This window comes from Pseudoalteromonas sp. SIMBA_162 (assembly GCF_046535955.1).
Taxonomy (GTDB): Bacteria; Pseudomonadota; Gammaproteobacteria; order Enterobacterales; family Alteromonadaceae; genus Pseudoalteromonas; species Pseudoalteromonas marina.
Genome location: NZ_JAWJBQ010000017.1, coordinates 67514 through 90475, shown reverse-complemented (window position 1 = coordinate 90475; position 22962 = coordinate 67514). Strand labels below are relative to the sequence as shown.

Sequence of the window (22962 nt, the reverse complement as noted above, 5' to 3'; positions counted from 1 at the left end):
ACCACTACCCCTTACAAAACAAACCATACAATGTGCCTAAAAGATGAATAGCATTTTGATCAATCACACGGTAATAAATAGTTTGCCCCTCACGGCGAGTAGCAACAATATTCGTTTTTCTAAGGGCAGCTAAATGCTGAGAAAGTGCCGACTGCGCTAACGGCACCGCTTCATTAAGCTGTGTTACACTCATTTCGGTATCTTGCAACGAACATAAAATCATTAAACGATTTTTATTAGCTAAAATTTTTAATAGCTGCTCTGCTTGCTCAACGTTCCCCGCCATAGCAGTAAAATCAATATTCATATAAAGCTCTAATAATCTAATGTGATCGCAGTATAAATTGTTACATTAGAAAAGTCTAATATTAGGATTTACTAATATATAAAATACAATTATAGTAATTAGGTATTTAACTGGATAAGTGACCGACTATAATGAAACTCAATAATGCACTTCGTCTGATCGCTGGCATAATGATTGTGATCTCAATTTTATTACAAACCTATCACGATCCTAGGTGGGTATATTTTACAGTGTTTATTGCCCTAAACTTGATGCAATCGGCTTTCACTAGCTGGTGCCCTATGATTACACTACTACGCAAATTTGGCGTTAAGGAATAAATATAATGCTTACTTCTATCCCCGATTTACTAAAAGTTATTACACCTAACCAACGACGTATCGACGCTGAACAAGCAAAACAAGAGATTATCGAAAACAAGGGCTTACTTATTGATGTGCGCGAACCCGCAGAACATGCTACCAATCCTGCTGTAGGCGCTATTAATATTCCGCGTGGCTTACTTGAAATGAAGTTGATGGAAATAGAAAAAGACGCTTCCCGCCCTATTTATCTGCACTGCGCTAGTGGCGCACGCGCCACATTAAGTGCTGAAGCAATTACACGTATAGGATATGAAAACGTCACCGTCATTACTTGTAACGCAACGCAAGTGTGTGAAGCTTTTTAATTATGGTAAACACAAATAATTAGGGCCTTAGTTAGTAGACTCGACGATAAAAATCGTCGAGTCTACTGATTCAAGTTGGGCTTAATTTGTTTGAAAATAAAAGCGCGTTTCTGTTATTTTTTCAATAATGTCATACTCTAAGCCCATGTGGTTATACTCACCCTGAGTTGGTATTCTTGAACTGTAATTAACAACAACACCCCAATGGTTATCACTCACTCCTCCAAAAATTATGCTCATACTTTTGTCATCATTTTTAGTGATAGCAGCAACATTATAAGCATCCATTAACTCCCTAACTTGCTGAGTTTCTGCTGATAACTTCATTAGCTCTTCATTTTCACCTAACTTAAAAACTTTATAATTAGCTGAAGGAACAAATCCCGCATACTTAGAAGGATAATAAGTAACAAGTTGAGCTGGCGTGAAAAATGTATTATTTATTCGATAAACAAACATGTCGGTTTGCTGAATAAGATTTAGATCTTTTGACTGATTTAATTTAACAAGCTCATTCATCGTTACTCTTAAAAAGTCGTCAATTAAGCCTAACCTTTCTTCCTTACATGCTTGTTTTTTACATATCGTAACATTAGGTAATTTGGAGAGTTGTGTCTTATTAATATTTAAGAAATTGCGCCCCAAAACACCTAAATTAAAGTTTGCAAACGCTTGTTTATCTTTATCACTTTTAAACTTAGTTGGGTGAATATCAAGAAAACTAAAAGGATAAAATAACGGCAGATACGCTAGTGGTAAATCACTTTTAGGTAATATATCTCCAGCATGCTTTAGCAATGCTCTATATTCTGTGTCTATATCCTCATTAAAATAAGGAGGCATACCACCGGCCTTAATAGCCGCTGCATTAATCAACAAACATAAAAACAGTCCATATCTCAGCATATTTTTTAAGGCCCTTATTAAGTGCTTTTTTGTATAGCAAAAGCTATTTTTTCTCATCAATTAGCGTAACAAGCATGTTTTCTATGTTTTTTACGCTATAGGTAAGTGCACGTATTAACTCTAGTTGGCTTTGCGGGCTTTCTTCATTTGATGATTTTGCTGGTGTGCTCGCGGTTAAGTTATCTTTTTGCTCAAGTATGGCTTCTCTGAATTCACTGGCATTTTCAACACCAAGTAATGACACCAATGCACCGTGGCCAGATTGCCCTGCTGTTTCAAAACTTAAACGATACAGCCCAAACATGCGCATTATTGGGCCTTGACTTAGGCCTACATCGGTTATTTTTTCAAGTGGTATTGATTTTTCTTCTTTAAAAAATATCCCGCGTTTTACAACGAGTTTTTGCGTGAGTAATTGTGCCGACATAGCCGCCAATATTCGCCCTCCCACCAGCCACACAATCGCCAAAACAATAGGTAATAGCGGAATGGTCACGAGTGCTAACACACTAAAAAAAGCGGCCATTAGCATCCAATATTGCTGCACTTTGGGGTCGAAAGTTGCGCTTTTTAAAACGAGGTTATTCATAAATTTATCCTTAATTTAATGAGAGCGTATACCCTGTACTAGGTCGTTTTTACGCCTTTAGATACTTAAGTTACGTGAACAGTAACTTTAATGCAATTTAACTTATTACACTGAAACAAATTGTCACACTTCCTTTTATACCCCCCCTTTAAACAAAAAATATCTTCAACCTCAGTTCTGAACTGGCTTCACTTTGCATAAAGTTTATTTTTGCATTAGAACGCGAATACCATGGATTAACACCCGTTTTTAATATGCTTTTAATTATGTATTAGTGAGGCATTAATTAGGCATTAAAAAAGCCGAGCAGGATTATGCTCGGCTTAGGTCTGGGAAAATATAACTGCTACTGTTTGTTTATAAGTATGCTCACATTTTCTCTATCTGGACCTATTACCTTAAAGGTGTAAGTACCTTGTTCGGTAATATTCAGTGCTATATTGGCACCTATGGCTTCGAGTGAAGTAAGTTCACCAATGGTGGCTACAGGTGCATCACCTGCTCCGCCATAATCAACGGTACTCCAATCTTCAGACGCTACTTTAAACTCATAGTCGCCCGCTTCTAACTCTATGGATGTAGAGTAAACCGCATTACCCTCGTACATCAGTGGGTTGTCTGTTCCCCATCCATTTAAACTGCCACGAATAAACACCGGTGTTTGTGCAAACATTTCAGCGTTAAGTACTTTGAGCGTTACATTATTTAAATCACTGGCATCAAATACAAACTGGTATTCACCTTGCTCGGCAATATCTAAGGTCATATTTGCGCCCGCAACCGATAACTGCTCTGCTGTGCCTATCATCACACTTGCATCCCCCTCGCCAGAGCCGTAATCAACCGTGCTCCAATCTTCTGACGCTATTTTAAATTCATAGCTTGCAGCGCTCAGTGTTTTAGTAAAGGTGTAAATGCCTTTTCCTTGATAGCTCAGCTCATCGGTTACTCCCCAGTCATTAAGCGTACCGCGCACATAAATAGCGGTGCCTACAAATGGCTCTTCGTTGAATAAAGTAAGCGTTGGGTTTTCAGGGTTTGAAGCATCAAGCGAAAATACATAAGTTGCATCAATGGCTGCATTAAAGGTCATGTTGGCACCTGAGCGCGTTAGTGGCTCACTTTGGTTTTCTACAACGTCTTTATCGGCATCAGAAAGCGCACCAAAATCAACCGTAGACCAATCTTCTGAGGCAATTTTAAATTCGTAATCGCCAGCACTGAGTGCAATTGCTATACGGTATTCACCTTCGCCAATATATTCAAATGCATCACGTGTGCCCCAGTCGTTTAACGTACCACGAACAAACACAGCGTTGCTGCCATAAGGTACAACATCAGGTGCGCCTACGGTTGCATTTGCACTTAAACCAGTACCTTGGCTCTCACCTTGGTTTTTAGCAAAAACAGCTAACGTATAAGGCGGTACAGTGAATGTGCCTTCGTTATCGCCTTCGGCAAAATTGGCGCTGGCCATGCTTGCATCAACACTGTTTTTTAATACGTCATGTAATTCAAAACCCGCTGCAGTGGCAATAGTATGGCTAAGAGTTTGCTCGGTTGCGTTAATTATCACAACAAGCGCATCAAGTGCTGGGTCTAAGTCTGTGAGTTCTTCACCATCATCAATGCTCATTACAATTAAGCCGTGCTGCTGGTTTTTACCCACATTGTGAAATCCGACACGTTCGATAACATCTTGTTCAGTTGTTAATCTAAATAACGGGCTTGCGCTGCGGATAGCCAAGAATTCTTGAAATACATCACCTGCATAAGCTATGTCTTGCGGCATTGCCTGTGCATCTGCATTAGCAGAAATAGGCATAATTTCAGACCATTTTCCTTGGTTCTTCTCTGCGTTAGGTAAACCAATGTTCCAGTTATTATTCTCTTTGGTTAAATCAACAGCATTAAACCAATCACCGGCATTATAGCTATCACGGTCCATTGACTTAGAACGCAGTAAATCAGCGCCCAATTGCATAAATGGGATGCCTTGGCTCATAAGTGGAATCGACAATGCCACATTGTGCGCGCGCACACGTTGCTCAATACTCATGCTTGATGCATGTTTGTATTGCAACTGATCCCACAGCGTTTCGTTATCGTGTTTTGATACGTAATGAATGCTGTCGGCAGGGTCAAGTGCATACGCCGTTGGTTGAGTGTTCCAAGTAAAGCTATTACCTTTAGATGAATTACCTTTAAAGTCTTTTAAAATGTAATTTTGTAAGTTGCCCGCCAGCGATAACCGTAACGTGTCTTGTTCAGCTAGGTTGCCATCTGTCGGGTTATTGCTAAACATTGCACCACCACGTACGGCTTCACGAATACGGTCGTTAAATGTGCCTACCTCTGAGCCTGCCATATCAGCTTGTTTAGCTTGTGTGAATAAACGATTGTTGGCTACTTCACCAAAATCCCAGCCTTCACCGTAAAAATAGTTGTCAGGGTCAACTGCTTGCACGGCTTCACGCGCAGCTAATATTGATGATTTAGGCATATGCCCCATTACATCAAATCTAAAACTGTCATAGCCAAATTCACGCGCTAAAATAACCATTGAATCAGTAACAAACTTATCCATCATTACATGCTCTGTCGCTGTGTTTTCACAACAGGTTGAGCGCTCTATTTCACCACTTACTTCGCTATAGCGGTGGTAGTAACCCGGCACTAGTTTATCAAATACCGACTTATCCCAAATGCCCGATGATGTTGTGTGGTTATAAACCACATCCAGTACAACACGAAGTCCTACTTCTTGCAGTGATTGCACCATAGCGCGTGTCTCAACTACACGAGCAATGCCATCGCTGCTTGATGCATACGAGCCTTCAGGCGCAATAAAATGATGAGGATCATAACCCCAGTTAAAGCCATCTAAATCACGCATCGCACTGGCTAATGCTTGTGCATCGTCTGAGCCAGGTAGGTAACTTTGCATAATATCGACAATGGTGCTGTTTTTATCTTCGATTTTACATGCATCAGCTTCATCGTTAATACGCTCACATAATTTACCTAAGGTGTCTGTAATTTCCACACGCTGTGAAGCATCTTCTTCAATGGTGCCAATATCAGTCACTGGCAGTAAATGAAAGTGTGTTAAGCCTTTATCTGCTAATTGCTTAAGGTGCTGCATTGGCACGCTTTCAAGTTCAGTGAATGCAAGGTATTTACCACGGTTTGCTTCGCTTACTGATTGATCACGCACACTAAAATCACGTACATGGCCTTCATAAATAACCGCATCTTCTGGGTTAGTAATAGTAGGCACGATACGCTCATCCCAGCCTTCTGGTTTAGTGTCTTCATCGGCTAAATTAATCAGCTGGCTGTATAAGCCATTGGCAGATACATTGAGTGAGTAAGGGTCGGTACTCCATAGCGACTCTATTTGCTGAGTCAGTGGGTGGTAAACATCAAAATTAAAGCGATAGTAATGGCGGTCATATTGCGTATCTAAACTTACTTGCCAAATACCTGTCTGCGTATTTAATGTCATTGGCGTGGAGTGCACTTGTGTTTTTGCATCATCAAACACGTTTAGCACCATGTTATTCGCGGTGGGTGCCCACACAGTTACATCAATCGTGTTATTACCATAATTTACGCCAAGTAATGCCTCGTTAGCATCGTCTTCGCCTTGTGTGTAAAGGGCATCGAGTGCTTTAGCGGTTTGTACAAAGGTTGCTTCTAGTAGCTTGCCTTCACTATCGTAGCCTGCAACAACAAGCTGTTGCTTTATAAGCTGCTTTGCAGCGTCTGCATCCCAACTACCTTCATAAGCAGTCCAATCCGTTAAGTGTGGTACTTTTGCAGCTTGCTCATCACTTAACTCGCTTGCAGTCAGCTCAACGGTTTCACCATTTAGCCCAGTGTCTAAATCAACCACCAAGTCAGCGGCTGCTGAAGAATGTAACTTAATGATTTGTGTAAGCTCATTACTTGGCTTATACAATACTGTATTTAAATCAATCCAATGTGCTGATGCACCATCTATCGCCACCGGACGTTCGCCCAAGCTTAAAATAGGGTATTCAAACACCGAAGGCTCACCATGAATGGTAAAGTTCATACGCTGAAACTTTTCATCGTCTTGCATAAGCGGCATGGTTAAATCAACATCACCAAACGCTTTACCCGATCCTTCTGTGCCAATGTGCACAATAAAGTTAGCACACTCGTTATAACCTTCTTTGAGGTCAATTATCCAGTAAGCACCGTAGTTTGGGTCAATCCCATCGTATTCATGGCCGTTAGCCCAATCGCTCGTGTCAAACGGAGGTGCGTAAGCATCACACACATCGTTATTCCACGAATGTAATCGGTAACCTTCGTAGTTATCGTCGGCTAAACGGTTATAAAATAAAACTGCCTCACCTTCACCAGCAAATACAATAGGATCAGGCAATGTTGGGTCGGCGCCCACTACACAGCTTTCGTTTTTATCATCCGGTACAGTAGGCGCTGCACACGTTATAGGCTCAGGGTCCACACATTGCGAGCCTGCTTCGTTTGGTACTTGTGGCACATTACAGGTTAAAAGCTGCTGCCCCGACTCAACTTCATCTGTCCCACCACATCCTGCTAATATCATTAACCCTAAGGCTATTAGCAAATATTTAGACATTGTTATAATTTTCATTTTTAAACGCTCCGTTTGCTAATTAATGACTGTATGTAAAACCAAGATAAAACTGACGACCAAAGTACTGAGTAGTCCCTGTTCGCTGCTCTGAGCCAAAGTAACTTTGGGTTGGTTCATCGGTTAAGTTATTAACTTGCAAAAGCATGGTGAGTGAATCGCTAAAGCGATAAGACGTTTGAAAATCGATGACTGTTTCAGCATCAAAATTAACCACTTGTTCGTTAATGGCAACCTGCTCTGATACAAACTCATCGCGGTAACGTACATTAAGGCGCGTTTCAAAATCGTCTAAAGCATAAAATAACGTAGCATTAAGCACATTATTAGATAACCCAGGTAAAGATTGAACGAGAGTATCGCCCCCTAAACTGGTTATCGATTCAATTTCACTTTCGGTGTATGAGTAACTTGCATTAGCGCCTAAGCCATTAAATGGCTCTGGTAAAAAGGTAAACACTTGCGTATAGGCAAGCTCTAGCCCTCTAATGTAGCCACCTTCGCCATTATTAACTGCCGTGGTGTAAATACCGTTTGTTGTAGCAACTTGCTCACCACTGACCGGATCTTCTATAGAGTCAGGGACGTTAAAGCCATTGCCTTTAAAGTCGAAGTTTTCGATTGATAAGATTTCAACAAACGAGTCTATATTTTTATAAAATAACGCCGCAGCAACAGTGCCGTTACCTTCTTCAAAATAATATTCGTAAGATAAGTCGTACTGGTCAGCATAAAAGGGTTTTAAAAATGGGTTGTTGTTACTTGAACCGTTAATAACACCATCGTCACTTACGTTTGCGCTGGCATCGCCCGCTAAGCGGTTAATTGGCGCACGCGACATAACTTTAGCCGCAGCAAAACGAACTAGCAAGTTGTCGTTAAGTTGCAGGTTTAAATTTAGCGAAGGCAGGTAATCTGTATATTTAGTGCCTAATACATTAGGCGCGTATAAGTCATTTACAATGCCATTCTCATCAACAATATTTTGCGCACCTAAGCGCGCATCGCCTGCTACGTTTTCAAGTACGGTTGCTGATTGGTCGGTTTCAATACGGCGCACCCCCACATTACCTGATAGGTCAAGGCCGGCAATTTGCGTGTTAATGTTTACCATCACATACGCGGCTAGCACATCTTCAAACACCGAGCCGCTTTGTAACACTGACCACGAATAGTTCGTTGTGTAACCTTGCGCATCGTCTACACCATCGGCATTGCCCCATGTTTGAACGGGTTCTGGCGTGCCATCTGGAAACCATGCATTAAGTGCTTTATCTAAATCAATGGCTAAATACGATGGGAAATAACTAAAGTCGCCCTGCCAATCAACCACTGATGCCATATCGTCGGTTAAACGCAAAGGGGGCTGCGTTGTTGAAAATGCCCCGTCGTTACCGTACTCAAACACCGAGCGCTTTCGGCTGTATTCTCTATCTGAATAGCGTGCACCAAATTCTACTGAGCTAAAAATATCGCTTTCTAGCTCGTACTTAAAATCGAGTCTAAATGCCGTTACTTCATCTTCGGTTTGATCAGGGTAAATACCATATTTACTGACCATTACTCGGTCTATATCGCTAAAGGCGGCCGCCTGATTAAACCCAACGTCAGGTAAGTTTAAGCCATTTAATTGATAGTTAATTGCAACGTTGTTATCAAATACCGGCGTTTCTGCATTGGCATCTTCAGCCACTAAGCTCCACAACAAACCGTTTCTAAAATTACTTTTTGCGCGAGAAAGCGCTACATCAGCATTAACATTTAGTCTATCGGTTACTTGCCAATCGGCATTAACGCCAAAGCTGTCTACTTCGTCAAAATCTTGGTTGTCGTCATTCACTATTTCAACACGGGTATAACTTTTCGAAGTACGATTAACAGCAGCACCAATTACAGCATTACCATCAAGTTGCGCATTTGCGTATGCTGCAGATGGGCCGCCTAATTTAACCCTAAAACCGCGGGCAAATGACTCTTTATCAAAGCGCGATAAAAACGCATCACCTTTTAATTTAAAATTATCTACCGGTGCCCACTCTATGGCAGCCAAATAGCCATTACGGGTTTCTTCACCGCCTAAATGCTGTAGCTCAAAGCCCTCGCTAATGTATTCACTTTCTGGGCTATCTATGGGGCCATTTGTGTCGTTTGGTACGCCATCAACATCTTTTCTATCGTTGTATGCAAGGCCAATAAACTGTGTTGCTACACTTGGCTGAAATAAACGCGCAAACCCCAGTGCTACACCTAATGTATCGTCTAAATATTTACCTTGATACGAAAAGCTAATTCGGTCACCAAACTCAGTGGCATCCGATACCTCAGATGCACGGTCGTTATACATACCGCGCACATTAGCTACAAATTTATGCTTTTGATCATTATTGAGTGGGCTGGCTGTTTCAAGCTCTACCGTACCTGCCACACCACCTTCTATAAGCGATGCCTTTGGCGATTTATATACCGCCGCAGAGCTAATTAATTCTGATGGGTATTGGTCAAACTCAATACTGCGGCTACCACTTGTAGATACCTGCTCACGACCGTTAAGTGTTGAAAATACAAAGCCGCCCGACAGCCCGCGTATATTAATTTGTGCAGCCTGCCCGCCAGTGCGCACAGCTGAAATACCCGGTAAACGAGTCAGTGCATCGGCCATTGAAATATCAGGCAATGCGCCTAAGTCATCAGCAGAAATTTGTTCTGACACCGTATCGCTAAATCGCTTTTGGTTAAGCGATTGAATTAAGCTGCGACTAAAGCCGCGCACTTCAATCACTTCTACATCGGTTTGAACTTGAGCGGGTTTACTCGTATCTTCAGGTGGTTCTTCAGTAGCTGCAATAGCACTATTGGCGGCAAATAATGCCAGCATGAGCGCATTTAATTTAAACTTTTGCATGTGTGTGCCTTTTGGTTATTGTTTTGTGTGGTGTGTCAGTGCAGTAAAAACACAACCAACAAATTGTAACCAAAAGGTGAATGTTTTGTGATGAATACGTATGCAGTATAGCCTGCTTAGGCTGTAGCTATTTTGAGCAATTTAGCTAGCAATAGCTTAAATACTCACTACCACCCTAATGGCTAAGGCAACAAATACAAAACCCAGTACTTTGTCTAACCATGGATTGTGTTTAGTATACCCAAAACGGTTTTTAGAAAACTCTGTTAGGGCGGCAACAAGTAAGTACCAACCGGTATCAATCACAAATACAGTTAAACACATCACCATTGCAATGCTTAGGGTAAGATTTTCTGGATCAATAAACTGTGAAAACAAGGCTAAAAAGAAAATAGCAAGTTTGGGATTTAAAAAGGCAATGGCAAACCCATCTTGTAATGCTTTAATGCTACTCACTTCGCTTTTTTGTATTTTAAGTTCATCATTGTTGGGTTTAGACAATAAAATTTTAATTCCTAGGTAAGCTAAATAGGCAGCGCCTAAATACACTAACACCTGATAAACAGTAGGAAACTGTAGCATTAACGCACCCAAGCCAAGTAATGAGGCTCCCGCATATAATCCCACTCCAATACCATGACTTAGCGCCGCTAGCATGCCATTTTTCATACTGCCGTTGAGCGAATGCTTTAATACAACCGCAAGGCTTGGGCCCGGCGACATTGCGCCCATCATACAAATAGCCACTAGGCCTAACCACATAGAAAGAGTCATTTACAGCTCGTCAATTTCAATAAATAATGTATAACCATGCACTTGCCCATAAAAACCGGTTATTGGCACTGCGCTAATTACTTTCCAGCCATCTTGATTTAATTCCTGTATGCGATCATTCAGCGCCGCTATATTTACCCCACCCATAAAGCGGGTCTTTCTAAATTCGATTACTTTTTGCATTTAAATCCTTTGTATCTTATAACGTGTATTGAAAATCGTAGTAATGTACACCGTTTTCAATGCGTATTTTCATACTGCCGGCTAATCCTTCTAACCCATCAGTGCCTGAGTCGGAAATTACAGTTAAAATTAGGCTGTCTTGGCCTTTATCCATAGTGCCAAAATGTTGTAATACAAAACTGCCTTTTTTGCCTTCAAGTTCGCCTATTACTTGCTCTATTGCTACATAACCAGCACTGCCTTGCACAGGTGTCATAGCGCTTAACATTTCGCCTTGGCTAGAAGCATTAAGCTTGCCTGTAAATGTTTTATCAATCGACATACGCCCTAAATTAATGCCGTTTTGTCCTTTGGCATAGCCATCTAGTGGGGCTAATGCCACCTTAAATTGGCCTGTTACTATGTTGCTTGTCATAACAATTCCTTATTGATGATTTTTAAAGCTATTGATTTTTAATCCAATGATGCCATATCTATACCTCAACTTATAAAAAGAATCCACTATGCCAAACAGTACCCCCGCAACCGAAAAAGCTGCCTTTAGCAGTTTATTGCCTATTTTTGCATTTATAAAACCCTATAAATGGATGGTTATAGCAGCCCTTGGCGCTTTATTAGTAACGGCTGGCGTTAATTTATCGTTAGGCCAAGGGGTTAAGTTTGTTATAGATCATGGCTTTATTGCGGGCTCTCAAGCGCAACTTCAACAAGCTGTATTGGTACTTATTGGTTTAATTAGCTTATTGGCTGTAGGCACCTTTAGCCGCTTTTATCTAATGTCGTGGATTGGCGAGCGAGTCAGTAACGATATTCGTAAAGCCGTGTTTAATCGCATTGTTACTTTGCACCCAAGCTACTTTGAAGAAAACCGCAGTGGCGAGCTTATGTCACGTTTAACAACCGACACCACTTTGCTGCAATCAATTATTGGCTCATCGTTTTCTATGGCGCTGCGTAGCGCATTAATGCTGGTTGGCGGTTTGGTAATGTTATTAATTACCAACTTAAAGCTTACGCTCGTAGTGGTTGCGTGTGTGCCGCTGGTATTAGTGCCGATGATGGTATTTGGCAAAAAGGTGCGTAAACTTGCAAGCTCGAGTCAAGACGCCATTGCCGATATAAGCACATATGCCGGCGAGATCATTCAAAATATTAAAGTGGTACAAAGCTATAGCCACGAAACACAAGAGCAACATGCTTTTGCACTTGAAACCGAAAAAGCCTTCAACGTTGCCAAAAGCCGCATTAAACAGCGCTCGTTTTTAATTGCCGCTGTAATATTTTTAACCTTTAGTGCCATTAGCGCAATGCTTTGGGTTGGCGGCAGTGATGTACTGGCAGGCACTATGACCGGGGGTGAACTGGGTGCGTTTGTGTTTTACGCTATTATGGTGGCAATGTCGGTGGCAACGGTTGCAGAAGTGTACGGTGAACTACAAAGAGCGGCAGGCGCAGCCGCCCGCTTACTTGAATTACTGGCCGTTAAAAGTGAAATTGAAAATCCTGAAAACCCGCAAGACGCTCAGCTACAAAATAACGCAAGTTTACCTGCAATCTCGCTTGAAAATATCAGCTTTAATTATCCGTCTCGCCCGGATGTCAGTGCACTTAACAAAATAAGCTTAAGCATTTCGCAAGGTCAAACAGTCGCTATTGTTGGCCCATCTGGCGCAGGTAAAACAACATTATTTGAGCTACTACAGCGCTTTTACGACCCAGCTAGTGGCGCAATAAAATTTCACGATATTGATATTAAGTCGCTATCTTTAAACACTCTGCGCGATAAAATGGGTATGGTGGCACAAAACCCTATTTTATTTAGCTCAGATGTAATGCATAACATTCGTTACGGCAATCCAAACGCCACTGATGAACAAGTATACGCTGCTGCAAAACATGCTCATGCTGATGAATTTATTAAACAATTACCACAAGGGTACAACAGCTTTTTAGGCGAACAAGGCGTTAGATTATCGGGTGGTCAGAAGCAGCGTATTGTTCTTGCTAGGGCTATTTTAAAAGACCCTGAAATACTCCTTCTTGATGAAGCTACCAGCGCACTTGATGCGCAAAGCGAGCACCACGTTCAAGCCGCGCTTGAGCACTTAATGCAAAATCGCACCACGCTTATAATTGCGCATAGGCTAGCAACAGTTATCCATGCAGATATGATTGTAGTTATGGAGAATGGCGAAATTATTGCAACGGGCACTCACCAAGAATTAGTAGCAAGCAACCCGTTGTATCAAAAGCTGTGTGAATTACAGTTTAATAAAGACTAGGGTCTTAACAGATTGAAATTCGCACAGGCTAGGCGTTAACCCTCTGTGTTTGGCACTATTTGAATTTCTACACGGCGGTTTTGAGCACGGCCATTTGCAGTATCGTTAGTGGCAATTGGGCGTGTTTCACCAAAGCCGCTAGTACTAATACGTGCTGCCATAATATCTTGGTTAGCTAAGTAAGCCTTTACACTTTGAGCACGTTCGCGCGATAAGTTCATGTTGTAGCTATCTTGCCCTGTGCTATCTGTATGCCCTTCTACGCTTAGGTAGGTTTTCTCATACTTATTCATAACTTTAGCAATGGCGTTTAGGGTATCGTTAAACCCTGTTGAAATGTATGATTGGTCGGTTGCAAACGTAATATTAGATGGCATAACCAAACGCAAGTTATCACCTTCGCGTACCACCTCAACACCCGAACCTGCTAGTTCATCACGAAACGCTTCTTCTTGCTTATCCATGTAGTCACCTACAGCTGCACCTGCTAATGCGCCAATAGCAGCACCAATAAATATACGCTTGTCTTTGTGGTTACCCGTTGCTTTACCTAACACGCCACCAGCAGCTGCACCAATTGCTGCGCCTTTGCCGGTGTTATTCATTTCGCAACCTGAAAGTAATACGGCTACTACTGTAACGCTCAAAAGTGATTTTGATAATGTCATGATGATGTCCTATTCATTTAGAATTTAGCAACAGTATGTAATTACTTGTATGAACAAACTATGAAGTGCGTAACAATCACCTTATAATTTTGTTATTAACCCTAAAAAATTGAGTTTTAATAAATATGTCATCTTCCTTTGTGACAATTTAATGAAATCAAAAAAGGATAAAAGCGCAATGCTGATTGCTATTTTTAGGCAGTTTTTTTTACTTGGCTGCATGAGCTTTGGTGGTCCAGCGGCACACTTAGGCTATTTTAAGCGCCACTTTGTAGATACACTAAATTGGATCACTAACACACGCTACGCGCAATTAATTAGTTTAAGCCAAGCGTTGCCGGGACCTGGTTCGAGCCAAGTGAGCTTTGCTATTGGTGTTGAACGCGCAGGGATATTAGGTGGTATTACCGCATTTGTTGGTTTTACGCTGCCATCTTTTTTAATTATGGTGATACTGGCCATTAGTGCACACCAATTTGATGCCGTTTACTATGCGATTATTGCAGGTTTGAAACTATTTGCCGTGGTCATCGTAGCTGATGCCACACTGTCTATGGCTAAAAGCTTTTGCACAAGTGCGGTGCTTAAGTTACTTGCGCTATTTAGCACCTTAGCGCTTGTTCTACTGCCCGTGTTAAGCACGCAAATTGCAGTTTTAGTTATTGCTGCAACTATTGGTGCTATATGGCCTTTATTAAAATTAGGCGAGGCAAATCAAAATACGAATACCGACACAAAAAGTAATATTAACTGGGTTGCTCTGAGCTTATTTGCATTATTACTGGCTATTAGCTTTGCCCCGCTTGGAAAAGAATTTGCATTATTTGCGCCTTTTTACCAAGCAGGCGCTATGGTGTTTGGTGGTGGGCACGTTGTATTACCCGTATTGCAAGCTGGTGTACCTGCGCTGAGTGATGACCAATTTTTAAGTGCTTATGCCAGCGCTCAAGCAATCCCTGGCCCTATGTTTACTATTGCTACTTATTTAGGTGCACAACTTAATACTGCGCAGCCTTTATTTGGCGCACTGGTTGCTACGTTATTAATTTTTGCACCCGGCTTTTTATTGATGTTAGCATTTCAAAAAAGCTGGCTTAACTTGGCTAATAAACCGCGTTTTGCTAGTTCAATTGCCGCACTTAATGCCGCCGTTGTGGGCTTTTTGGCCGCAGCTTTATACTCACCTATTTGGACATCGGCAGTGCACAGCTGGTTGCATGTTGGGTTAGTTGTTGTGGCTTTTGCATGGCTACGATTTAAAAAGCCACCTATTTGGTGGCTATTAATATTCTTTATTAGTGTGGGTCTTGCACAGCATTATTGGGCACTTTAATACTGGGTTTTTCAGTTTGCCCTGCATTGGTTGGTGGGCTTAACTGCCCACTCACACTTTGATAAGCGCGCAATCCAAAAATAGGCAGCACGGCAAGTAAGTGATCCATTATTTCGGCTTGCAAATGTTCGTAAGAAATCCAGCGCTTATCTTCACTAAAGCAGTAAAACTCAATAGGTAAACCGTGGTTTAAAGGTTGAAGCTCCCGCACCATTAAAGTAAGCGAAGAGTTTATTTTACTATGCTGCTTTAAATACCCTTCGGCATAACGACGAAACAGCCCTAAATTAGACACAGGCTCTGGCAATGTCGATACACGAATATACTCGTGCAGCGGAATAGCGGCGTCTATTTGCGCTCTAAACTCGTCGTTTACTAGGCAAATGCTGTTCATATCAATATTGAGTGAGCGCTTAATACGCCTTCCACCCGACTCCTGCATACCACGCCAGTTTTTAAACGAGCCTGCCACCAGCATGTACGTAGGAATAGTCGTAATAGTGTTATCCCAGTTACGTACTTTTACCGTGTTTAAGCCTAAGTCTATTACCTCACCATCGGCGCCATAATTATCAACTTGTATCCAATCACCATAAGTAACTAATCGGTTAGCCGCAATTTGTATACTGGCAACAAACCCTAAAATCGTATCTTTAAATACTAATAAAGTGACGGCGGCAATCGCACCAAAACCCGAAAGAATATACGTTGGTGATTTTTCAAGCACAATACTAACAATTAAAATGCCACAAACAATAAAGGTAATTAGCTTTACAACTTGCACAAGGCCCTGAATGGGGACTTCTCGAGCAAAGTCTAATTGGTTATAAATAGCAGCCGCAAGACTTACAATACTGCTGATAATAAAACCGGTATAAATAATTAATAAAGCTTGGCCTATGGTTTTAAGTATTTCAGCCGCTAACTCACCAACCGGATATACACTATCGAAGGTGGCTAAAAACAGTACACAACACAGTAGCCCAGCAATACGCTTATTAAGCTTAGTTAACATTGGAGAAAGCGCGCCAATACGCTCAGGCGATAACTTAGTAACCACCTTTTGAATACCTGGCAGCATAAGCCTGCGAGTAAATAAATACACAACAAATAACGAACAAATGCCAATGGCGGTAGCCGTTAGTGCACTAAAAAAAGCAGCGTCGGGGACGTTTTCAAACCAAGGGGCAATTAGCTCTTGTATATGGGTGTTGGTCATAGTGTTTTGGCTTCCTTACTAATTTGTGCATCTGGCATAGCTTGCTGAGCATAAATACCTGCCAATTGCTTATCTTTTGCAACCCATAAGTCGTTCACATACTGTTGAAAGTTAGCTTTGAACGCTTCATCTGTTTGGTAACTACCTAACATAGTGTCGGTAATAGCCATTACATCAATTGATACGTGAATAGAGTCTAGCTCACCTTTTAATAAGTTGCGGCACACATGATCTGACTTACCGCTATAGACCAAACTTGTATTTAACATAGCATCAAACTGGGTTCCAAGTACCTCAAGTGCAAATGCAATTCCGCCTGCTTTTGGTTTTAGTAAATGCTTAAACGGGCTTTGCTGTTGTGCATGTTTGGCGGGTGTATAACGCGTTCCTTCAACAAAGTTGATAATAGTTGTTGGGTGGTTACGAAAGTTACGACAGCTGTTTTTAGTGCGCTCTATGTCTAACCCTTTAAGCTTTGGGTTTTTAGCTATTTGCGCTTTGCTTACACGTTTCATAAATGGCATTCCCATCGCCCACGCACCCGTGCCAATAAATGGCACATATTTTAAATCGTCTTTTAAAAAAAACTTAGGCGCGGGTAACGCATGCATCGAGCTAAGCACCGTAATATCTAACCAGCTCATATGGTTACAAATTAGTAAGTACCAACTTTTTGAATTTAAATCACCTTTCACATCAATTTTAATGTCTGGGCAGCCTAGCCATAAACCCAATCGATTACCATTACACCACCCCCGATAAGCGCTATGTAATAAACGATTAACAGCATGAATAGGCAGTAATAGTTTCACTAATCCTAAAAGTAATACCAACACGCCAAAAATTATAAGGTTAGTAAATAATACGCAGCCTACAATTAGGCCGTTTAGCCAATTTGGTAACCATTTTTTTAGCATAACTGTAAGCTCACCGTGTTATTTTGTACTTGTTGGGGCGTCAAGTGATTGCAACGTTTGTTCTTTTTCTTCCCATAAACGATTTAACTCGCTTTGAAAACGAACTCTAAATTCAGAATCACCCGTGTAATCACCAATTAACTCATCACTTACCGGCATGACATTCACGTGTACATTAATATTTTTTACTTTCCCACCAGCAAAGTCCATAAACGTAGGAATACCGTCAGGGTAATGCAAGGTAACATTCACTACTTGAGAAATTTGCTCACCCATTGCTTGCATAACAAAGGCAATGCCACCGGCTTTTGGTTTTAATAAATGCGGAAATGGGCTTTGCTGTTTTGCATGTTTACTTTGTGTAAAGCGCGTACCTTCAACAAAGTTAACTACCGTTACAGGCATTTCTTTAAATTTTTCGCAGGCTTTACGTGTTGTTTCTAAGTCTTTGCCACGTAATTTAGGGTTCTTTTTAAGCTGACTTTTGCTCGTGCGCGTCATAAATGGAAAGTCGAGCGCCCACCAACATAAGCCCAAAATAGGCACATAAATAAGCTCTTTCTTTAAAAAGAAATTTAAAAACGGAATTTTGCGATTAAATACACGCTGCAATACTAAAATATCAACCCAGCTTTGATGATTGGCAATCACCAAATACCAATCTTTTAGTTTCAGAGAATCCAAGCCCGTCACGTTAAGTTTTGTTGGTGTAAGTAACAACTGGTTTAAGGTATTGAACGACACCCAAATAGTGGCGCACTGTTTAGCAACCCAACTCAATAACTTTTGTAATGGTTTAATAGGAATAAGCTTTAACAAGCCACAAATAAAAATAGGTATAAACCAAAAAAGTGTGTTTAATGCATAAAAAATAAGACTAAAAACACTACGAATAACTGACATTACTTCTATTCCTTTAACGGTGCGCAGCAGCAAACACTGCGCTTTAATACTTAAAAATTAATCTTCAAAATAGGTGTAGCCTTCAAGCCCGGCATTAAGTTCGGCTAAATAACTTGCTTTACACTGCTCTGAGGCATCTAGTTTATTAATTTGAGAAGCAAAATTTTCAGCTAAAATAGCGCTATCGTAATCAACAAACTTTAATACATCCTTAACGCTATCACCTTTTATGGCATTGGTTAATACATAGCCGTCGTCGTTTAGCTCAACATGCACTGAATCGGTATCGCCAAAGAGGTTATGTAAATCGCCTAATATTTCTTGATACGCGCCAACCATAAACATAGCAAGGTGGTATTGTTCGCCATGCTTATATTCAGGAATTGGCAAGCTGGTTTCAATACCTGCACCTTCAACGTATTCGCGTATTTGCCCATCCGAGTCACAAGTAATATCTTGAATAATGGCGCGCTGAGTAAGGGGCTGCGTTAAGTTTTCGATTGGCATAACCGGAAACAACTGCTGTATGCCCCACACATCTGGTAACGACTGAAACAGTGAAAAATTAACAAATAGTTTATCGGCTAACTTTTCATTTAAATCGTCGAGTACTTCTCGGTGAGCTCGCGCGTTATTGCTAAGCGACGCACGCACGCGATGCAAAATAGTAAAGTAAAGCTGCTCTATTTTCGCCCACTCTAGCATGCTTACTAAACCGTGTACGTACTGATCATGTGCTTCGCTAAATAAGTGCATCGCATCGTGATAAATTTCTAGCGCCATACGCGGATTCAAACGCTGTAAACATTGCCACATTTCATCAAGCACTAACACGCTGTTTTCAAGCGGTGGTTCAGGATTTAAATGATTGGGTGCTTTTTCAACGTCAATTACGTCGGTAATGAGTACCGCATGATGCGCGGTTAAAGCGCGGCCTGACTCGGTAATAATAGCTGGATGGGTTAAATCGTGTTGGTCGCACACTTCCGCAAACGCATTTACTACGTTACGGGCGTATTCTTCCACTGTGTAGTTCATTGAGCACGCACTACGAGAGCCCGACCCTTCATAATCAACGCCTAAACCGCCACCTACATCAACCGTATTCAGTGGTACGCCTAGTTGCGTTAGCTCTGCAAAGTGACGCGCACACTCACGAAGTGCGCGGTGTATATCACGAATATTGGCAATTTGAGAGCCAATATGAAAATGCACCATTTGCATTAAGTGTAATTTATTGTGTTTTTTAAGTACTTCTACTGCGCTTAATACTTGCCCTGCTGTTAAACCAAACTTACCTTTTTCGCCACCCGTATTTTGCCACTTACCTTTACCCACCGAATTTAAGCGTATACGAATACCAATTGCAGGCTCTATGCCTAAGTTATCTATTTCTTCAAGTAAGGTGGTTAGCTCTGATAGCTTTTCGACCACTATTTTTACGCTGTGCCCCATGGCCTGACCAATGCACGCTAAACGTAAAAATTCGCTGTCTTTGTAGCCGTTACATACAATGGTAATTGGCTCTTTTGCCACACCTAAAATAGCCATTAGCTCAGGTTTTGAACCCGCTTCAAGACCAACTAAACCACTTGGGTGCGCCAATAACTTACTCACCACAGAGCGCTGCTGATTTACTTTAATAGGATAAACACAGGTGTATTTGCCATTATATTCGCGGTTACTGCGCGCTTTGGTAAAAGCATTAGTAAGCGTATCTACACGATTTTTTAAAATGTCGGTAAAGCGCACTAAAACAGGCAATGTTAGCCCTTGCTGTTTAAATTGCTCTGTTAAGTCTGTTAAAGAGATTGCGGCTTTACTTTGATCGCCGTCGGGGTAGGCAACCAATTCGCCTTGTGCATTGATATCAAAATAGCCATCACTCCAATGAGCAACATTATAAGTAGCACGTGCTGTTTCTAAACCCCAGGTCATGGCAACTCTTCTTTCGTCAATTAGGTATAAAGGCGCATTTTAATACGTCGCTATCTCCTAGGCTAACAAAAATTGAACTTTCACTCACTCCTCACTAACTTTATTCGCTAAATCAGTTAAAATATCATTGAGCAAACCGCCAAGCACTGGCAGAATTGCCCTTTTTTTACCTTAACCTAAAAAGTGTATCAGCAACTATGGCAAACTTAGATCAAAGTAAGTGGTTTACTGAAATTAGCGACCGCGACGGCAGCGCATTTTCATTACGCATTAACAAAAAGTTAGATGAAAAACAGTCTCCTTTTCAAAAAGTAGAAATGTTCGAAACCACAGACTTTGGTAATTTAATGATCATCGACGGTTGTACTATGGTATCAACCCGCGAAAACTTTTTTTATCATGAAATGATCAGCCATCCTGCACTTTTAGCACACCCAAATCCTAAAAATGTGGTTATTATTGGCGGCGGCGACTGCGGCACGTTACGTGAAGTATTAAAACACCCTGGCGTAGAAAGCGTAACGCAAATTGACATAGACGAAGTAGTCACACAAATGTCGTTAAAATACTTCCCAGAGCTGTGCGAGTCTAATAACGATGCACGCGCTACAGTTATGTTTGATGATGGCATTAAGTACATGCGCGAAGTGGCTGGCGAGTCTATCGACGTGGTTATTGTTGATGGCACCGACCCAGTAGGCCCAGGTGAAGGTTTATTTAACCATGCATTTTACACAAGCTGTTTAAACGCACTTCGCCCTGGCGGTATTTTAGTGCAACAAAGCGAATCGCCACTTATGCATATGCCACTACTGGTTGAAATGCGTGAAGCGATGTTAAGCGTTGGCTTTAACGATTTACAAACATTGCCATTTCCACAGCCTATTTACCCAAGTGGTTTATGGTCGGTAACACTTGCTCGTAAGTCTGAAGCATTTAATGGTTTTAGAGAGGACGGCGCAGCACATGTTGCAACGCAAAGTGAATACTACAACAGTGGTATTCACCATGGGGCTTTAGCAACACCTAACTTTATGAAACGCGCGTTTGATAAAAAATAATCAGTGTTAATATTCTAAAAGGGAGCTCTACACGCTCCCTTTTTGTTACGTTAAACCTTAAACCGGTTAACTAATCGATTAAGCTCGCCTGTTAACTGCTCCATTTTATTTGATACATCTTGCGTTGTGCGCGCCAGCGACCCACCCTCTAAGGTTTGATCGTTAAGTGATGATAAGTTATGGCTTATTTCATCAGAAACCGTTGTTTGCTCTTCGGTTGCTTGCGCAGTTTGCATAGCCATATCGTTTACTTTAGTAGATGAACTTTGCATGGCATTGAGTATATCGTTAGTTTGCGAAAACGATTCAACAGCATCATCTGCAAATTGCTTACTCTCACCTATGGCATTAATCGACTGCGATACACTCGATGCAAACAACTCAATCATTTGTTGAATATCGTTGGTACTATCTTGTGTGCGCGTAGCGAGCGTCCTTACTTCATCAGCCACAACCGCAAAGCCTCGTCCGTATTCGCCAGCACGTGCCGCCTCTATTGCTGCATTAAGTGCTAATAAGTTTGTTTGTTCTGCTATGGCACGAATCACCTCAAGGACTTTGGCGATGTTGTCAGAACTTTGTTGCAGCTCAGTAGAGCGCGCCATAGCTTGCTCCATGTTGCTAGAAAGAGAGGTGATTCGCGAACTAGAATTAGCCACCGCACTAAGCCCTTGTTGCGCTAGTTTTAACGAATTATCGGCTTCGCTTGATGACTGCTGTGCAACCCCTGCAACCTCTTTGCTAGCAGTGCTCATTTCATGTACTGCGCTTACAATAGACTCTGACGCTTGCCCCAAGGCTTGGTTTACACTGTTATTTTGGGTGGCCACTTTGCTAAGCTCAACACCTAAACCATTTAACTCTTTAGATTGCTCTAATATATCGCGTATTAATTGCTGTAAATTATCTAAAAAAGTATTAAATTCGGTGGCTAAGTCAGAAAACTCATCTTTAGACGTTACTTGTATGCGCCCAGTTAAGTCGCCATCCCCGGAGGCAATATCACTAATACGCTTAGTTACATAATTAATTTGGCGAGTAAGTTGTTTAGGTACACTGTAACTAAACCAACTCGCTGCAATTAAAATAATAACAACGATAACTAACATCATAATTTTTGTTGAAATGATATTGGATGAAAGCGTGATGATTTCTTGCTCCGAGGTTTTTTCAGCCAGCTCACCGGCTTTATCAAGCTTAATTCTTAAAGTGGCAAATGCTTGCTCCGAATTCGTTTGTTTAGCTTGGCTATTTTTATCAGCCATGTAGCTTTTTGACGCTGCAAGCCAAGCATTAAAGTCGTTTTCAAAGCCATTTAGCTCTTTAGCTATACTGGGGTAATCTTTCATTAAAGATAAATACTGATTAAGTTTATCAGTAACTTGCATTGCATTTTCTTCGTGCTCTGCCTGGTACTTTTCTGTATTTTTTGAATTAGTTACTAAATTTAATTCGGCCACTTTAGCTTGATATAGGTCGCGGTCTGCGTTTAAAGCAAGAGACAGCGCCTTAATAAATTTTTCAGACTGCACATCAAGTGCATTTTTTTGTAAGGTTATTAAGTAGGTATACCCCACAATTAACGAGAGTATGGCAAGTCCTAAAACAACTATCGGAAACGACACTTTAACGCGAATACTATGCAAATTCATTTTATCA

The 22962-nt window shown here is 41.2% G+C and carries 19 protein-coding genes; 5 read left to right on the top strand and 14 right to left on the bottom strand.

Annotation, left to right across the window (positions count from 1 at the left end):
• Window positions 1-4 precede the first annotated feature (4 nt).
• Window positions 5-307, bottom strand: coding sequence for an ArsR/SmtB family transcription factor (locus R0J88_RS13430; RefSeq protein WP_006794225.1), 303 nt, complete (start codon window positions 305-307; stop codon window positions 5-7).
• Window positions 308-438: 131 nt separating this feature from the next.
• On the opposite strand from R0J88_RS13430, the gene R0J88_RS13425 reads away from it, so the two are divergent.
• Both R0J88_RS13425 and R0J88_RS13420 read left to right on the top strand, forming a co-directional pair.
• Complete coding sequence (locus R0J88_RS13425; RefSeq protein WP_006794224.1) at window positions 439-627, top strand: DUF2892 domain-containing protein; 189 nt, start codon at window positions 439-441, stop codon at window positions 625-627.
• 5 nt (window positions 628-632) lie between these two features.
• Complete coding sequence (locus R0J88_RS13420) at window positions 633-977, top strand: rhodanese-like domain-containing protein (RefSeq protein ID WP_006794223.1); 345 nt, start codon at window positions 633-635, stop codon at window positions 975-977.
• A gap of 81 nt (window positions 978-1058) precedes the next feature.
• Here the strand turns inward: R0J88_RS13420 and R0J88_RS13415 are convergent, their stop codons facing one another.
• The 7 genes from R0J88_RS13415 to R0J88_RS13385 all read right to left on the bottom strand — a co-directional run bounded on the left by R0J88_RS13415 (window position 1059) and on the right by R0J88_RS13385 (window position 11397).
• Window positions 1059-1940 carry a hypothetical protein gene (locus R0J88_RS13415; protein ID WP_410900158.1) on the bottom strand — a complete coding sequence of 294 codons (882 nt, stop codon included), beginning with the start codon at window positions 1938-1940 and terminating at the stop codon, window positions 1059-1061.
• Entirely contained in the window at window positions 1927-2472 is a 546-nt protein-coding gene (locus R0J88_RS13410; RefSeq protein ID WP_010557725.1) for a PH domain-containing protein, read from the bottom strand. Before R0J88_RS13410 ends, R0J88_RS13415 begins: the two co-directional genes overlap by 14 nt.
• A 346-nt stretch (window positions 2473-2818) precedes the next feature.
• Window positions 2819-7123 (bottom strand): alpha-1,6-glucosidase domain-containing protein, encoded by a 4305-nt coding sequence (locus tag R0J88_RS13405; protein ID WP_410900156.1) that lies wholly within the window; start codon window positions 7121-7123, stop codon window positions 2819-2821.
• Window positions 7124-7145: 22 nt separating this feature from the next.
• Complete coding sequence (locus R0J88_RS13400) at window positions 7146-10025, bottom strand: TonB-dependent receptor (RefSeq protein WP_410900154.1); 2880 nt, start codon at window positions 10023-10025, stop codon at window positions 7146-7148.
• A 156-nt stretch (window positions 10026-10181) separates the two neighbouring features.
• Window positions 10182-10799 carry a LysE family translocator gene (locus R0J88_RS13395; RefSeq protein ID WP_410900153.1) on the bottom strand — a complete coding sequence of 206 codons (618 nt, stop codon included), beginning with the start codon at window positions 10797-10799 and terminating at the stop codon, window positions 10182-10184.
• A complete protein-coding gene (locus tag R0J88_RS13390; protein ID WP_006794217.1) occupies window positions 10800-10982 on the bottom strand; it encodes a hypothetical protein in 183 nt (60 codons plus the stop codon).
• 16 nt (window positions 10983-10998) lie between these two features.
• Window positions 10999-11397 (bottom strand): DUF3224 domain-containing protein, encoded by a 399-nt coding sequence (locus tag R0J88_RS13385; protein WP_410900152.1) that lies wholly within the window; start codon window positions 11395-11397, stop codon window positions 10999-11001.
• Window positions 11398-11485: 88 nt separating this feature from the next.
• Here R0J88_RS13385 and R0J88_RS13380 point away from each other — a divergent pair, with 88 nt between their 5' ends.
• The gene (locus R0J88_RS13380) at window positions 11486-13264 is read left to right on the top strand and encodes an ABC transporter transmembrane domain-containing protein (RefSeq protein WP_006794215.1); all 1779 of its coding nucleotides are present in this window, start codon (window positions 11486-11488) and stop codon (window positions 13262-13264) included.
• 35 nt (window positions 13265-13299) lie between these two features.
• On the opposite strand, the gene R0J88_RS13375 is transcribed toward R0J88_RS13380, so the two are convergent.
• Window positions 13300-13932 (bottom strand): OmpA family protein, encoded by a 633-nt coding sequence (locus tag R0J88_RS13375; protein WP_008129859.1) that lies wholly within the window; start codon window positions 13930-13932, stop codon window positions 13300-13302.
• Between the two features lie 178 nt (window positions 13933-14110).
• On the opposite strand from R0J88_RS13375, the gene chrA reads away from it, so the two are divergent.
• The gene (gene chrA / locus R0J88_RS13370; RefSeq protein ID WP_410900172.1) at window positions 14111-15265 is read left to right on the top strand and encodes a chromate efflux transporter; all 1155 of its coding nucleotides are present in this window, start codon (window positions 14111-14113) and stop codon (window positions 15263-15265) included.
• Here chrA and R0J88_RS13365 read toward each other — a convergent pair.
• Genes R0J88_RS13365 through speA form a run of 4 tightly spaced genes read right to left on the bottom strand, consistent with a single transcriptional unit; the run spans window position 15228 to window position 20242 of the window.
• A complete protein-coding gene (locus R0J88_RS13365) occupies window positions 15228-16484 on the bottom strand; it encodes a mechanosensitive ion channel family protein (protein ID WP_033019818.1) in 1257 nt (418 codons plus the stop codon). The genes chrA and R0J88_RS13365 overlap by 38 nt on opposite strands.
• Window positions 16481-17401 carry an acetyltransferase gene (locus R0J88_RS13360; RefSeq protein WP_243532390.1) on the bottom strand — a complete coding sequence of 307 codons (921 nt, stop codon included), beginning with the start codon at window positions 17399-17401 and terminating at the stop codon, window positions 16481-16483. The genes R0J88_RS13365 and R0J88_RS13360 overlap by 4 nt, the downstream gene beginning before the upstream one ends.
• Before the next feature lie 18 nt (window positions 17402-17419).
• The gene (locus R0J88_RS13355; RefSeq protein WP_008129852.1) at window positions 17420-18304 is read right to left on the bottom strand and encodes an acyltransferase; all 885 of its coding nucleotides are present in this window, start codon (window positions 18302-18304) and stop codon (window positions 17420-17422) included.
• Window positions 18305-18361: 57 nt separating this feature from the next.
• Entirely contained in the window at window positions 18362-20242 is a 1881-nt protein-coding gene (gene speA / locus R0J88_RS13350; RefSeq protein ID WP_410900151.1) for a biosynthetic arginine decarboxylase, read from the bottom strand.
• Window positions 20243-20439: 197 nt separating this feature from the next.
• Between speA and speE the strand changes: the two genes are divergently transcribed.
• Entirely contained in the window at window positions 20440-21303 is an 864-nt protein-coding gene (speE, locus tag R0J88_RS13345) for a polyamine aminopropyltransferase (protein WP_039038374.1), read from the top strand.
• Window positions 21304-21353: 50 nt separating this feature from the next.
• On the opposite strand, the gene R0J88_RS13340 is transcribed toward speE, so the two are convergent.
• Window positions 21354-22955, bottom strand: coding sequence for a methyl-accepting chemotaxis protein (locus R0J88_RS13340; protein WP_410900150.1), 1602 nt, complete (start codon window positions 22953-22955; stop codon window positions 21354-21356).
• Window positions 22956-22962: the final 7 nt, after the last annotated feature.